Origin of the sequence: Pseudomonas sp. NUPR-001, assembly GCF_052147955.1 — a bacterium.
Classification (GTDB): domain Bacteria; phylum Pseudomonadota; class Gammaproteobacteria; order Pseudomonadales; family Pseudomonadaceae; genus Aquipseudomonas.
Map to the genome: position 1 here is coordinate 3108944 of NZ_CP197353.1, position 14711 is coordinate 3123654.

Here is a 14711-nt window from a genome sequence, read left to right on the forward strand (position 1 = left end):
GGCACCGAAGCGGCCCGGGGAAAAGCCGATGATTGTACTCAACCTTTGGCGAAACGCACGGAGTTTTACAGTGGCACTTGGCAATGACGCCACGCGCATTTTGCCACCCATCTAAACCAGATAAATAACATTACAAATCAGCTAGTTAGATACGATTTCTAATGCTTATTCACATATTTCATTGCGCAATGCAATGAATGCCAACCATGTCTACACCCGACATTAAGAAAGCATCCTATCTCGTTGAAATTGCTGAATTTATTTTTCTAGCTTAGCCGCTTCTGCATAGGCAGCCTTTGCATCCCATCCGCCCCCCAGCGCTGCTATCAGCTGCACGCTGGCGACCAGCCGCCCTTGCAGCAAGGTCAGCACACTGCGTTCGTTGCTCAGCGCGGTGGTCTGCACGTTGACCACATCCAGGTAGGCGATCAGCCCGGCCTTGTACTGGTTGCTGGTCAGGCGCAACGACTCGCGCGCTGCATCCAGCGCTTCGCTGCGGACCTGGGCTTCGTCCTCGTAGACGTCGAGCTGCACCAGGTAGTTCTCCACTTCCTTGAAGCCATCGAGCACCGTCTGCCGGTACTGGGCGACCGTCTGATCGTAGACCGCCACGCTGCGGTCGACTTCGGCCGAGCGCTGGCCACCGTCGAACAGGGTCATGGCCAATTGCGGACCGACCGACCAGAAGCGGTTGGGCAGGCTGATCCAGTCGTTGAAACTGCTACTGCTGTAGCCGCCACTCATGCTCAGGGTCAGGTCCGGGAAATACGCGGCACGCGCCACGCCGATGCTGGCGTTGGCCGACATCACCTTGCGCTCGGCCGAGGCGATATCCGGGCGGCGCTCCAGCAGTTGCGAGGGCAATGCCACGGGTACTTGTGGCAGCGCGGGAATGGCCTGGCTGTCGGCCAGGGCAAAGTCCGCTGGCGCCTTGCCGAGCAGCACGGCGATGGCGTTTTCCAGCTGCGCACGCTGCCACACCAGGTCGATCAGGTCGGCCTGGGTACTTTTCAGCTGAGTTTGCGCCTGGGCCACCGCATCCTTACCGGAAACCCCGGCGCGGTATTGGTTCTGGGTCATGGCCAGCGAGCGCTGGTAAGCCTCGACCGTGGCTTCAAGCAGGCGCTTTTGCTCATCCATCACCCGCAGTTGCAGGTAGTTCTGCACCAGCTCCGACTGCAGGCTCAGGCGAATCGCGGCCATATCGGCAAAGCTGGCCTCGGCGCTGGCCTGATTGGCTGCCAGGCCGTCGCGCAGTTTGCCCCACAAGTCCGCCTCCCAGCTCACCCCCAAGGTGGTGCTGTAGGTATCACGGATACCGCTGCTGTTGTTGCTCAGGCTTGAGCTGGAGCTACCGGTGCCTTGACTGGAGCGGGTTTTGCCCGCCTTCAGGTCAACACTGGGGAACAGCGCACCCCGTGCACTGCGCACCAACGCCTGGGCCTGACGGTACTGGGCTTCGTATTGCGCAACCGTCTGGTTACCGGCATTGAGCTGCTCGACCAGCGCGTTGAGCTGCGCATCGCCGTACAGCTCCCACCAGGCACCACGGGCCAGGGCATCGGAAGGATTGGCCTGGGTCCAGCCGGCAGCGTGCTTGAACGCCACCGGCTCAGGCGCTTGTGGGCGCTGGTAATCCGGGCTCAGCGTACAGGCACTGAGCATCGCCAGGCACAAGCTGCTGGCCAGCAGGCGCGAGCCACGGGCGCCCAGCAGTTGCTGCGCGGTGCGATCGGAGAAAAACGGGCGTCGTGTCATAGCGGAGTTTCCAAAGCAGCGTCGGTGCGCACGCCACGCCAATGGTTGAAGCGATGGCGCAAGCGGTCCAGATAGAGGTAAACCACCGGGGTGGTGTAAAGCGTGAGGACCTGACTGAAGAGCAGACCGCCGATGATGGTCAGGCCCAGAGGCTGACGCATTTCCGAACCTTCGGCATGGCTGAGCAACAGCGGTAAGGCACCGAGAATGGCCGCCAGAGTGGTCATCAGGATCGGGCGCAAGCGCAGCAGGCAGGCGCGACGGATCGATTGCTCCGGGCTCAGCTGCTCCTGGCGTTCCAGTTGCAGCGCCAGGTCGATCATCATGATCGCGTTCTTCTTCACCACACCGATCAACAAGAACAGACCGAGCAGGGAAATCAGACTGAATTCGCTGCCCACCACATACAAGGTCAGCAGCGCCCCTACCCCGGCCGACGGCAAGGTCGAGAGGATGGTCAGCGGATGGATGTAGCTCTCATAGAGAATACCCAGCACCAGGTACACCGCCAGCAGCGCCCCGAGAATCATGAACGGCTGGCCTTTCTGGCTTTCGGCAAAGGCATCGCCGGTGCCACCCAGCTTGGCGATCACCGATTCAGGCAGCCCCACCGTGGCCACCGCCCGCTCCACTGCGGCCAGGGCTTGATCCTGGCTGTAGCCTTCGGCGATATCGAAATTGATACTGTCCGCGGCGAACTGGCCTTCGTGACTGACCCGGTCATCCGCCAGGCTGTTTTCGTAGTGGGCAAAGGTCGACAGTGGCACCCGTGCGCCGTCGGCGGTAATCACCTGAATCTGCTCCAGGCTACGCGGGTCCTGGGCGTATTTGGGGTTGATCTCCATCACCACCTGATACTGGTTCAGGCTGTCGTAAATGGTCGAGATCTGCCGCTGGCTATAGGCGTTGTTGAGCACCGAGGTGACCATGCTCATGTCGATGCCCAGGCGCTTGGCCTGCTCGCGATCGACCACCAGGGTGATCTGCTGCGTCCCCCCGCCTTCGCGGGCGTCGATGGCGGTAAGCTCTGGCAAGGCCTTGAACGCCGCCACCACCTTCGGGTACCACTCGCGCAGCGCCGACAGCTCGCTGCTCTGCAAGGTATACAGGAACTGCGAGGTGCTCTGGTCGCGACCGCCACCAAACTGCAGGTCTTGGTCGGCCATGAGGAACAACCGGCCGCCGGGCACCTTGGGCATCTCTTTGCGCAAACGCTCGATCACCTTCTGCGCCGACACCTTGCGTTCACTGATCGGTTTCAGGCGCACCAGCACCATGGCGTTGTTGGTGCCGCTGTTGCCACCGATGAAACCGGCGACACTTTCCACCGCCGGGTCCTTGAGCAGCGCCTGGCGGTAGATTTCCATTTTCGGCTGCATCACCTGGAACGACAGACCGTCGTCACCCCGGACAAAGCCCATCAACTGACCGGTGTCCTGCTGCGGCAAAAAGGTCTTGGGCACCACCACATACAAGGCAATGTTGACGGCAATCGTCACCAGCAGGCTGGCCAGGGTCAGGCGCCGATGCTGCAACACCCAGTCCAGGCTACGGGCATAGCCGGCCATCATGCGTTGGTTGAGCTGTTCGCTCCAGCGCTGCAGGCGCGTCGGCTCACCCTGCGCGTGCGGCTTCAGCCAGCGCGCACAGAGCATCGGCGTCAGCGTCAGCGACACTACCAGCGAGACAATGATCGCCACGGCCAGGGTGATGGAGAATTCGCGGAACAAGGAGCCGACAATACCGCCCATGAACAGGATCGAGACAAACACCACCACCAGCGACAGGTTCATCGACAACAGGGTAAAGCCGACTTCTTTCGAGCCCAGGTACGCCGCACGCATCGGCGGCACACCTTCGTCGATATGGCGGGAGATGTTTTCCAGCACGACGATGGCATCGTCCACCACCAGGCCGGTGGCCAGGATCAGCGCCATCAGTGACAGGTTATTCAGCGAGAAGCCACACAGGTACATGGCCGCGAAGGTGCCCACCAGCGACACCGGTACTGCCAGGGTCGGGATCAGCGAGGCGCGCAGGTTGCCGAGGAACAGGAACACCACCAGGATTACCAGGACTACGGCGATGATCAGGGTGTGCTCGGCTTCCTTGAGGGTGGCCTTGATCACCGGCGAGCGGTCCATCGCTACCTGCAACTGGACACTGGCCGGCATCAACGATTCCAGGGCTGGCAGCTGCTCCTTGATCTTGTTCACCGTCTCGATGATGTTGGCCCCGGTCTGGCGGTTGATCACCAGCAGTACCGCGTCCTGATCATTGAAAAAGCCGCTGTTGTAGCGGTTTTCCACGGCATCGGTGACCTTCGCCACGTGGCTCAGGCGCAACACCGCACCGTCCTGGTAGCGGATCACCAGTGGCTCGTAGTCCTTGGCTTTTTCCAGTTGATCGTTGGCCTGCACCTGCCAGTTGCGCTGTGCGTCTTCGATAAAGCCCTTGGGGCGGCGCTGGTTGGCGTTAGCAATGGTCGCGCGGACATCGTCCAGGGCCACGCCGTACTGGTTGAGCAAATACGGTTCCAGCTCGATACGCACGGCCGGCAACGAACTGCCGCCAATCTGCACCTCCCCTACCCCCGGCACCTGCGACAGGCTTTGCGAGAGGATGGTCGAGGCCAGGTCATAGAGCTGCCCCTTCTGCAGCACACTGGAGGTCAAGGCCAGGACCATGATCGGTGCCTGCGCCGGGTTGAACTTCTTGTAAGTCGGCATGCTGCGCATACCGCTGGGCAACAGGTTGCGCGAAGCGTTGATCGCCGCCTGCACTTCCCGCGCGGCGGCGTCGATGTCACGCCCTTGGTCAAAGCCGAGAATCACCCGCGTCGAGCCCTGACTGGAGTTACTGGTCAGGGTGGTAACCCCGGAAATCGCGCCCATCGAGCGCTCCAGCGGCGTGGCCACCGTGGCCGCCATCACCTCGGGGCTGGCACCGGGCAGGTTGGCCTGAACGACAATCACCGGGAACTCGATCTGCGGCAGTGGCGCCACCGGCAGAAGGCCGAAGCTGACGCCACCGAGCAGCATGATCGCCAGGCTCAGCAGCATGGTCGCTACCGGGCGGCGGATAAACGGCGCTGAGAGGTTCATGGCAGGTCCTGCACCACGGTTTCAGGCTGTGGCCGCATGCGCCGCGCGAGCCGATCGAAGTACAAGTAGATCACCGGCGTAGTGAACAAGGTCAGTACCTGACTGACCAGCAACCCGCCGACCATCACCAGGCCCAGCGGTTGACGCAACTCGGCGCCGGAGCCGCTGGCGAGCATCAGTGGAATCGCGCCGAACAAGGCCGCCAGGGTAGTCATCAGAATCGGCCGGAAGCGCAACAACGCCGCCTGATAGATCGCCGCTTCCGGGCTCATGCCCTGATTACGTTCGGCCTCCAGGGCGAAGTCGATCATCATGATGGCGTTTTTCTTGACGATGCCGATCAGCAGAATGATGCCGATGATGGCGATCATCCCCAGGTCGTTGCCGGACAGGATCAACGCCAGCAACGCCCCCACCGCTGCCGATGGCAGCGTCGAGAGGATGGTCACCGGGTGGATGTAGCTCTCGTACAGCACCCCCAGCACGATGTACATGGTCACCACCGCCGCCAGAATCAGCAGCAAGGTGCTCGACAACGAGGCCTGGAAGGCTTCGGCCGCGCCCTGGAAGCGGGTCTGCACGCCGACCGGCATGCCGATCTCCTGCTGCACCTGCTCGATGGCCTTGACCGCTTCGCCCAGGGACGCGCCTGGGGCGAGGTTGAACGACATCATTACCGCCGGGAACTGGCCGATATGGGCAATCGCCAGTTGCGCCTGACGCTGCTCGATCCGCGCCAGGCTCGACAGCCGTACCTGGCCGCCGTCGGTGGCTTTGACATGGATCTGCTCTAGCACCTGCGGCCCCAGGTTCGACGCCGCTTCTGCTTGCAGCACCACGCGGTACTGGCTGGCCTGGGTGTAGATGGTCGAAATCTGCCGCTGGCCAAAGGCGTCGTACAGGGCGTTGGTGATGTCGGCGACATTGATGCCCAGGCGGCTGGCAGCATCACGGTCGATCACCAGGAACACCTGCAGGCCCTTGTCCTGCAGGTCGCTGGCAACATCGGTGAGTTCCGGGCGCTGTTGCAAAGCGTCTACCAGCTTGCTGCTCCATTGCGCCAGCAATTCGGCGTCCGGTGACGACAGGCTGAACTGGTACTGGGTGCGGCTGACCCGGTCTTCGATACTCAGGTCCTGCACCGGCTGCATGAACAGTCGGATGCCGACCAGCTTGTCGACCTGAGGCTGCAGGCGCGCGATGACTTCGGCAGCGGTCTGGTCACGCTCGCCATGGGGCTTGAGGTTGATCAACAGACGGCCGCTGTTGAGCGTGGCATTGTCGCCGTCAACGCCAATGTAGGACGACAGGCTCTGCACCGCCGGGTCCTGCAGGATCACCGCGCTGAGCTGTTGCTGGCGTTCACTCATGGCGGCGAACGACACTGACTGCGGCGCTTCGGAAATCCCCTGGATCACCCCGGTATCCTGCGCCGGAAAGAAACCCTTGGGCACCGCCAGGTACAGCAGCACCGTCAGGCCCAGGGTCGCCACCGCCACCAACAGGGTCAGCGGCTGGTGCTTGAGCACCCACTGCAGGCCGCGACCGTACCAGGCGATCATGCCGTCGATCCAGGCGCCACTGGCGCGGTAGAAGCGCCCCTGCTCCTGTTCGGTCGGCTCACGCTTGAGCAGGCGCGCGCACATCATCGGCGTCAGGGTCAGCGACACCACCAGGGAAATCAGGATCGCCACCGCCAGGGTGATGGCGAACTCACGGAACAGCCGCCCGACCACATCGGCCATGAACAGCAGCGGGATCAGCACCGCAATCAACGAGAAGGTCAGGGAGATCAGGGTGAAACCGATTTGCCGGGCGCCCTTGAGCGCCGCTTGCATCGGCGTCTCGCCCTCCTCGATGTGCCGGGAAATGTTCTCGAGCATGACGATGGCGTCGTCCACCACAAACCCGGTGGCGATGGTCAGGGCCATCAAGGTCAGGTTGTTGATCGAGAACCCGGCCAGGTGCATCACGGCAAAAGTACCGATCAACGACAGCGGTACGGCCACCGAGGGGATGATGGTCGCGCTCAGGCGGCGCAGGAACACAAAGGTCACCATCACCACCAGGACAATGGCCAGCAGCAGCTCGTGCTGCACATCCTTGACCGAGGCGCGGATGGTTTGCGTGCGGTCGGTCAGCACGCTGACATCGAGGCCGGCCGGCAGGTTGTCGGTAATCGACGGCAGCAACGCCTTGATGCGGTCAACCACTTCAATGACGTTGGCACCTGGCTGACGCTGAATGTTCAGCAACACCGCCTGATTCTGATTGGCCCAGGCCGCCAGGCGTTCGTTCTCGGCGCCATCGACGATTTCGGCAACATCCTTCAGGCGCAGCGGCGCGCCGTTGTTGTAGGCCAGAATCAGGTTGGCGTATTCCTCCGGGGAGCGCAGCTGGTCGTTGGCATCAAGCATCGACACGCGGATTGGGCCGTCAAAGTTGCCCTTGGGCTGGTTGACGTTGGAAGCACCGATCAGGCTGCGTACATCGGCCAGATTCAGCCCGGCTGCGGCCAGGGCATCGGGGTTGACCTTGATCCGCACCGCCTGGCGCTGGCCGCCGGCAATACTGACCATGCCCACGCCGCTGATCTGGGCGATCTTCTGTGCCACCCGGGTGTCGACCAGGTCGTTGAGCTTGGGCAACGGCATGGTTTTCGAGGAAATCGCCAGGGTCAGCACCGGGGTGTCCGCCGGGTTGACCTTGTTGTACACCGGCGGTGCCGGCAGGTCGCTCGGCAACAGATTGCTGGCAGCGTTGATCGCCGCCTGCACCTGCTGCTCGGCAACGTCCATGTTCATGTCCAGGCTGAAACGCAGGGTCAGCACCGAAGCACCGCCAGAACTGGTCGAGGCCATCTGGGTCAGGCCGGGCATCTGCCCGAACTGGCGTTCCAGTGGCGCGGTGACGGCACTGGTCATCACTTGCGGGCTGGCGCCCGGGTACAGGGTCATGACCCGGATGGTCGGGTAATCCACCTGCGGCAACGCCGCTACCGGCAGCAAGGTGTAGGCAATCAAACCGGCCAGAACAATGGCCAGCATGCTCAGTGTGGTCGCCACCGGGCGCAGGATGAACAGCCGCGAGAGGTTCATGCGCCGACCTTGTCCTTGCGCTGCGGGGCGGCGGAAGCATCCTTGGCATCCTGGCCTTGCAGGTGCTGGCCCGGGGTTGCCGGTACCTGCGAGCTGTCGTTGACCACCTCCACGTCACTGCCATCACGCAGACGGTCGGTACCTTCGAGCACCACCCGCTCACCCTTGGCCAAACCCGCAGTAACCACCGTCAGGTCACCGTCGCTGGCACCCAGGGTCAGTTTGCGAATGCGCACCTTATTCTCACCTTCCAGCACGTAGACAAAGGAGCCATCGGTGCCGAACTGAATCGCTGCCGATGGCGCCAGCACCACGTTCTTCAGGGTATCGGCCAGCAGGCGGACGTTGACGAACTGGTTGGGGAACAGCGCTTCGTCCTGGTTCTCGAAGAACGCCTTGAACTTCAGGGTGCCGGTGGTGGTGTCGATCTGGTTATCGAGGCTGCGCAACACACCCGTGGCCTGTTGCTTGACGTCGCCCCGGTCCCAGGCCTCGACGGGCAACTGGGCACCGCTGCGGTAGCGCGCCAGCACGGTGTTGAGCTGCGACTCGGGCAAGGTAAAGGCTACGGTGATCGGTTGGGTCTGGGTAATGACCACCAGCGCCGTGGTGTCGTTGGCCGCCACCAGGTTGCCGACATCCAGTTGACGCAGGCCCAGGCGCCCGGTGATCGGCGCACGGATGCGGGTGAAATCCAGGTTCAGCTTGGCATCGCCGACGGCGGCCTGATTGGTCTTGATCGTGCCTTGGAACTGACCGACCAGTGCTTCCTGGGTGTCGAGGGTTTGCTTGGCGATACTGTCTTCGGCGTACAGGCCTTTATAGCGTTGCAGGTCGATCTGCGCGTTTTTCAGTTGCGCCAGGTTCTGCGCCAGGGTGCCTTCGGCCTGCTGCAGGGCGATCTGGTAGCTGCGTGGGTCGATCTCGGCGAGCAGGTCACCGGCTTTGACCTTTTGCCCTTCCTGGAAATTGACCTTGACCAGCTCACCGCCTACCCGGCTGCGAACGTTAACGGTGTTGGTTGCCGTTACCGTGCCCAGCGCCTTGAGGTACACCGGGAAGTCGCCCACGGTTGCCGGCTCGACGCGCACCGGCACCGGCCCGGCGAAAGCGCCGAAGCCGGGTCGCCCGCCCTTGCCTGCCGCTGGGCCACCCGCCTTGTGCGCCGCTGGCGACGGCCACAGCCACCAGCATAAGGCGGCGACCAGCAGCAGGATCAGCAGGCCGACAAGCCAGCGACGAGGGGAACGGGAACGAGAAAGCATCGGTTGATCGACCATGGGACTGGAAAGAATTCTTTTGAGGAGGCTGAACGATAAGCACTGGCGACGGATAAGCAAAGCGCCTTTACCGGCAATTTACCTTGAGCTTACGTTGCTAAGACAATGAACTATAAATAAAAACGGCCTGGACAAGGCCAGGCCGTAATATTTGCAAACAGCATGTGGGAGCGGGCTTGCCCCGCGATAGCGTTCTTTCAGCTACATCGCCTCGCGGGGCAAGCCCGCTCCTACTTACTTCAGTACCGCCAATGCTGCGTCGTAGTTCGGTTCGTCAGCGATTTCGCCAACCAGCTCGGCGTGCAGCACGTTGTCGTTTTCATCCAGTACCACCACAGCACGCGCGGTCAGGCCGGCCAGCGGGCCGTCGGCGATGGCAACGCCATAGTTCTCGATGAATTCACGACCACGCAGGGTCGACAGGTTCTGGACGTTTTCCAGGCCTTCAGCGCCGCAGAAACGCGCTTGTGCAAACGGCAGGTCGGCAGAGATGCACAGCACCACGGTGTTGCTCACTTCACCGGCCTTCTTGTTGAAGGTACGAACCGAAGTAGCGCAGGTCGGGGTGTCGACGCTCGGGAAGATGTTCAGCACTTTGCGCTTGCCGGCCAGGCTGGCCAGGGTCACGTCGGCCAGGCCGGCACCAACCAGGGAAAATGCAGGCGCCTTGGAGCCGACCTTCGGCAGTTCGCCGTTGACCTGAACCGGATTGCCTTTGAGAGTCACTTGAGCCATGAGCTGAGTCCTTTTGCGGGGTGAGTGAGTAAAGGACCAGAGTTAATCATGAAAGTGCCAATGCACCTATGGGGGGAGCGATAAATTGTTGTATTGCCAGACAATTATTGTGGACAATTTGACCACCCGAAAGCAGACAATCCTGCTTTCGGGTGCTCACTGAGGCAATCAACTGAGCAGCGAATAGACCAGCGCCGAGATCGCCACCAAGCCCACAGCCACCACGAACACGTTAGACATCTGCCCGCTGTACTTGCGCATGGCCGGGACCTTGCGAATGGCATACATCGGCATCAGGAACAGAATCGCCGCGATTACCGGGCCGCCGAGGGTTTCGATCATGCCAAGGATGCTTGGGTTGATGGTGGCGATGGCCCAGCAGACCAGCAGCATGAAGCCTGCGGTGATGCGATCCAGGGTTTTCGCGCCAGGACGCATGCCGGCTTGCACAATCAAGCCCTTGAGGCCTTCACTGGCACCGATGTAGTGGCCCAGGAACGACTTGGCAATGGCGATGAAGGCAATCACCGGGGCGGCAAAGGCAATGGTCGGGTTGCTGAAATGGTTGGCCAGGTACGACAGGATCGACAGGTTCTGATCCTTGGCTTCCTGCAGCTGTGCCGGGGTCAGGGTCAGCACGCAACTGAACACGAAGAACATCACCATCGCCACCATCAGCAGGTGGGCGCGGCTCAGGATCTGCCCGCTGCGCTCGTCGGCATGCACGCCATAGCGGCGCTTCTGGTCGACGGCAAAGGCGGAAATGATCGGCGAATGGTTGAACGAGAACACCATCACCGGAATTGCCAGCCACAGGGTGTGCAGGAAGGCCGAAGGCGGCGGCACTTGCGTGGCGGTGCTGAGGATACCGCCACTCCAGTGCGGAACCAGGAACACCGCGAGGAACGCCAGGGCGATGATGAACGGATACACCAGCAGGCTCATAACCTTGACGGTCGCCTGCTCGCCGCAACGCACAATGGCCAGCAGGCCGAGAATCAGCAGGAACGACAACAGCGCGCGTGGTGGCGGCTCAATATGCAGCTGGTGCTGCATGAAGCTGTCGACGGTGTTGGTCAGGGCCACACTGTAGATCAGCAGAATCGGGAAGATGGCAAAGAAGTACAACAGGGTGATCATCGAGCCGGCACTGATGCCGAAATGCTCCTCAACGACCTTGGTAATGTCGCCGCCATCGCGCCCGGACAGCACGAAACGGGTGAGCCCGCGGTGGGCATAATAGGTCATCGGGAAGGCCAGCAAGGCCAGGATCAGCAACGGCCAGAAACCACCTAAACCGGCATTGATCGGCAAGAACAGGGTACCGGCGCCGATGGCTGTGCCAAACAGGCCAAGCATCCAGGTGGTGTCCTGACGGGACCAGCTACCGAGGGCGGCTGGGGTCGATTCGAAGCGTTGTTCAACGCTCGGGGCCTGCTCATTCATCCGGGTGCAACTCCACTCGCAAGACTGCAACAGGGCTGAGAGCAGCGAAACAGAGATCTCGCTGCAACTCAACCGTACAAAGAGGGTCGCGATTGTGCGCCCATTGGTTGCACTTGCAAAGTCTTGACCGACAGAGGGGTTGCACCTTTTGAAAATATCGCGGGGCAAGCCCGCACCTAAAGGGTTGCGCCTGTGGGAACGGGCTTGCCCCGCGATCAATCATTGCACCGCAGCAATCGCCTCAGCCACCTGCTGCAGATTGTCCGGACGCAGGCCCGACATGCACACCCGGCCACTGTCGATCAGGTAAACGCCAAACTCGTCACGCAGACGGCGCACTTGCTCGACACTCAACCCGGTGTAGCTGAACATGCCACGCTGGCTCAGGAAGAACTGGAAGTCCTGACCTGGCAACAGCACAGCCAGCGCATCTACCAGACCCTGGCGCATTTCGAGGATACGCAGGCGCATTTGCTCGACTTCCGCCGCCCACTGGGCATTGAGCGCTGCATCGCCAAGCACCGCCGCGACCAGTTGGGCCCCGAAATTCGGTGGGCTGGAGTAGTTGCGACGGACGGTGGCCTTGAGCTGGCCGAGCACGCTTTGCGCGGTGTCGGCATCGTCGCAAACCACCGACAACCCACCAACGCGCTCGCCATACAGCGAGAAAATCTTCGAGAACGAGTTGCTCACCAGGCACGGCACACCGGCGCACGCCACTTCACGAATGGCGTAGGCGTCTTCGACCAGCCCCTCACCAAAGCCTTGGTAGGCGATGTCGAGGAACGGGATCAGGTTGCGTGCCTTGACCACCTCGATCACCTGCTGCCATTGCGCCTGGCTCAGGTCAACGCCAGTGGGGTTATGGCAGCATGGGTGCAACAGCACGATGCTGTTGGCCGGCAGGCCCTGCAGGGCTGTGAGCATGCCGTCAAAGTCCAGGCCGCGCGTGCCCTGGTCGAAGTACGGGTAGGTATTGACCTTGAACCCTGCGCCTTCAAAGATCGCCCGATGGTTGTCCCAGGTCGGATTGCTCACCCACACCTGCGAATCGGGGAAGTAGCGCTTGAGGAAGTCGGCACCGACTTTCAGCGCGCCCGAACCGCCCACCGTCTGCACGGTCGCCACACGACCGCCCTGCACCGCCGGATGCTCAGCACCGAACAGCAGCGCCTGAATCGCCTGGCGGTAGCTGCTCAGGCCTTCCATCGGCAGGTACAGAGAGGCCTCATGGGGTTGGTCGGCCATGCGTTTTTCGGCCTCACCCACCGCTGCCAGCTGCGGCACTACACCGGCGGCATCGTAATACAGACCGATACTCAGGTTGACCTTGTTGGCGCGCGGATCGGCCTTGAAGGTCTCCATCAGGGAGAGAATCGGGTCGCCGGCGTAGGCATCGACATGTTTGAACACAGCGTGCAGCTCCTTGGGTCAGGGCATTGGGTAAAATTCTGTGTCGAGGATACCTGTAGCCGCGCCGAAGCAACATGCCCTTTGGCGCAACTAGTCTGTGCATCCATGCATGCCTTGCGCAGGTTCGGGCCATGCCAGCCACCCTTGGCTGAACGCCAGGAACAGCAGCGCACAGATATTGGTACTGGCCGTTTTGCTGAGCATATTGCGCCGGTGGGTACGTGCGGTCTGGTCGCTGATGCCCAGCGCTCGCGCCGCTTGCTTGTCGCTCAAGCCGCGGGCCAGGTAACCGAGCAGTTGCAGTTCACGCGCAGAAAGCAGCGATGGCGACCTTGCCTGCCCTCCAGGTCGGGGCCGCAACCAGGCTCAGGTAAATCGCCACCAGCGCGCTGGCGCGCTCGACCTTGAGCTTGGCGAGCAGGTTCTCGCGGTGCTTGCGTGCAGTAGAAAAGGCGATGGCCAGTTGCTCAGCGATGTGCCGATCCGTCCATCCACGGGCAATCAACGACAGCACCACGGTTTCCCGATCACTCAATCGCATGTTCGTTCCCTGAACTGTCCGCTGTTACGCCGAGGCGTGCCCGCACCTGATGAGCAAGCCTAGGCGCTGACCTCCCCCTGTCAAACCGGGGCATAGAGCGCTACCGGCATACCGCATTTGCCGAATGTTCCTGCACCTGCGACAGGCAGACGATTCAGCTGCCGACGTTTTTCAACCCGGTGGTCGGCGGCACGGAATGTCGCTGCGAGTCGCTGTTCGGCCTCATCGAACGCTCAATGGAAAAGGAATGCTCATCATGAACTGGAACCGCTCGTTTACCGATCTGATTCGCAACGGTCGTGCCGCTTACTGGGGCAACTGGACCCTCGATCAGAAGCTCAAAGTCGGCAGTGTCGGCTTTGTTTCTCCGGACAACGGCGACTTCACCCTGGTGCAGGAGCAAGCGCCTGGGCTGATCGTCAGCACGCGCAACGCCCCCAACCAGTGGAAGCTGTCGTCCAGCAACGTCAAACGCAGCCAGAGCAACGTGGCCCTCGACGGCTCGGCCACCGACCCGGAAACCGGTACCAAGATCACCGCAGGCACTGAGGTAAAGTGGGATTTTGCCTCGACCGGCTCAATCGCTTCGGAGTTCGGTATCTCCTCGGAGACTTACCTGGCCGATTTGACGGTACTGACCCAGCCACAAACCTTGCAGTGGCTCAAAGACCAGGCCAACCGGGTCAGCATGGCTTCTAGCAAAGGCATTGCCCAGGGCTTTGGCGTGGTCACCAGCGTGATCTACGCCACCAGCGGCCTGAACGTCGGCTCGCAGGACAATAGCTCGTCGTTCTCGGTCACAGGCTCGGTAAAAGGCGTTCAGGATCTGCTCGCCAGCGCCGAAGCCAAGGGCTCGTATGTATCGACCAACCAGACCAAAAGCGTCGACCAGCACCTGTGGCCGGACAAGGCTGGCACCCTGCCCGCTCAGCCGATCCCCATCGCCTACACCTTCGCCTCGTTTGACGGTGAGCTGCTGATCCCCAACTGGATCAACCGCCTGGGTGGGCTGGAAATCCTCTTCAACAACAAGCCCGGCTGCACCTACATCACCAGCGTCACCCTGGAGTACGACACCCCCTCAGGCAAACAGCATCAAGCCTTCAGCCTCAGCGGCGGGTTGTCGAAAACCGTCGGCAACATCCCGCTCAATGCCACCAACATCACCGCCCAAGTGACCTTCAAAGGCGTGATGAACAACGACAACTACAGCTTCAGCTGGCCGAGCCCGCTGGGCCAGTGGCTGACCGGGCGGCGTGAAGTTCGCATGGACGGGGTATGGCCAGGCAAGACCTCGGCCCAAGACCTTGCACGTTGAAATTCGCCTGATCACTCA

The 14711-nt window shown here is 61.7% G+C and carries 10 protein-coding genes; 1 reads left to right on the forward strand and 9 read right to left on the reverse strand.

From position 1 onward, the window contains the following. Nucleotides 1–258: 258 nt before the first annotated feature. From ACP6KB_RS14020 to ACP6KB_RS14060, 9 genes are all read right to left on the reverse strand, one after another. Nucleotides 259–1758 (reverse strand): efflux transporter outer membrane subunit, encoded by a 1500-nt coding sequence (locus tag ACP6KB_RS14020; protein WP_442107378.1) that lies wholly within the window; start codon nt 1756–1758, stop codon nt 259–261. Then, nucleotides 1755–4862: an efflux RND transporter permease subunit gene (locus tag ACP6KB_RS14025; RefSeq protein WP_442107380.1), complete on the reverse strand. Its 3108-nt coding sequence runs from the start codon at nt 4860–4862 to the stop codon at nt 1755–1757. The genes ACP6KB_RS14020 and ACP6KB_RS14025 overlap by 4 nt, the downstream gene beginning before the upstream one ends. Continuing rightward, complete coding sequence (locus ACP6KB_RS14030; RefSeq protein ID WP_442107382.1) at nt 4859–7960, reverse strand: MdtB/MuxB family multidrug efflux RND transporter permease subunit; 3102 nt, start codon at nt 7958–7960, stop codon at nt 4859–4861. Before ACP6KB_RS14030 ends, ACP6KB_RS14025 begins: the two co-directional genes overlap by 4 nt. Next, nucleotides 7957–9240 (reverse strand): MdtA/MuxA family multidrug efflux RND transporter periplasmic adaptor subunit, encoded by a 1284-nt coding sequence (locus tag ACP6KB_RS14035; protein WP_442107384.1) that lies wholly within the window; start codon nt 9238–9240, stop codon nt 7957–7959. Before ACP6KB_RS14035 ends, ACP6KB_RS14030 begins: the two co-directional genes overlap by 4 nt. 234 nt (nt 9241–9474) lie before the next feature. Beyond that, entirely contained in the window at nt 9475–9975 is a 501-nt protein-coding gene (tpx, locus tag ACP6KB_RS14040) for a thiol peroxidase (protein WP_442107386.1), read from the reverse strand. Nucleotides 9976–10143: 168 nt separating this feature from the next. Then, complete coding sequence (locus ACP6KB_RS14045; RefSeq protein WP_442107388.1) at nt 10144–11421, reverse strand: serine/threonine transporter; 1278 nt, start codon at nt 11419–11421, stop codon at nt 10144–10146. 219 nt (nt 11422–11640) lie between these two features. Next, nucleotides 11641–12834, reverse strand: coding sequence for an amino acid aminotransferase (locus ACP6KB_RS14050; protein ID WP_442107390.1), 1194 nt, complete (start codon nt 12832–12834; stop codon nt 11641–11643). Nucleotides 12835–12924: 90 nt separating this feature from the next. Then, the gene (locus ACP6KB_RS14055; protein WP_442107392.1) at nt 12925–13107 is read right to left on the reverse strand and encodes a LuxR C-terminal-related transcriptional regulator; all 183 of its coding nucleotides are present in this window, start codon (nt 13105–13107) and stop codon (nt 12925–12927) included. Nucleotides 13108–13138: 31 nt separating this feature from the next. After that, a complete protein-coding gene (locus ACP6KB_RS14060) occupies nt 13139–13375 on the reverse strand; it encodes a response regulator transcription factor (RefSeq protein WP_442107394.1) in 237 nt (78 codons plus the stop codon). 256 nt (nt 13376–13631) lie between these two features. Here ACP6KB_RS14060 and ACP6KB_RS14065 point away from each other — a divergent pair, with 256 nt between their 5' ends. Next, nucleotides 13632–14693: a hypothetical protein gene (locus ACP6KB_RS14065; protein WP_442107396.1), complete on the forward strand. Its 1062-nt coding sequence runs from the start codon at nt 13632–13634 to the stop codon at nt 14691–14693. The last annotated feature ends 18 nt before the right edge of the window (nt 14694–14711 follow it).

What these genes read in the sequence shown, in the direction of transcription:
- ACP6KB_RS14035 (WP_442107384.1), bottom strand. Translation starts at nt 9,240, where the DNA reads ATGGTCGATCAACCGATGCTTTCTCGTTCCCGTTCCCCTCGTCGCTGG.
- ACP6KB_RS14045 (WP_442107388.1), bottom strand. Translation starts at nt 11,421, where the DNA reads ATGAATGAGCAGGCCCCGAGCGTTGAACAACGCTTCGAATCGACCCCA.
- ACP6KB_RS14020 (WP_442107378.1), bottom strand. Translation starts at nt 1,758, where the DNA reads ATGACACGACGCCCGTTTTTCTCCGATCGCACCGCGCAGCAACTGCTG.
- ACP6KB_RS14030 (WP_442107382.1), bottom strand. Translation starts at nt 7,960, where the DNA reads ATGAACCTCTCGCGGCTGTTCATCCTGCGCCCGGTGGCGACCACACTG.
- ACP6KB_RS14060 (WP_442107394.1), bottom strand. Translation starts at nt 13,375, where the DNA reads ATGCGATTGAGTGATCGGGAAACCGTGGTGCTGTCGTTGATTGCCCGT.
- ACP6KB_RS14065 (WP_442107396.1), top strand. Translation starts at nt 13,632, where the DNA reads ATGAACTGGAACCGCTCGTTTACCGATCTGATTCGCAACGGTCGTGCC.
- ACP6KB_RS14025 (WP_442107380.1), bottom strand. Translation starts at nt 4,862, where the DNA reads ATGAACCTCTCAGCGCCGTTTATCCGCCGCCCGGTAGCGACCATGCTG.
- tpx (WP_442107386.1), bottom strand. Translation starts at nt 9,975, where the DNA reads ATGGCTCAAGTGACTCTCAAAGGCAATCCGGTTCAGGTCAACGGCGAA.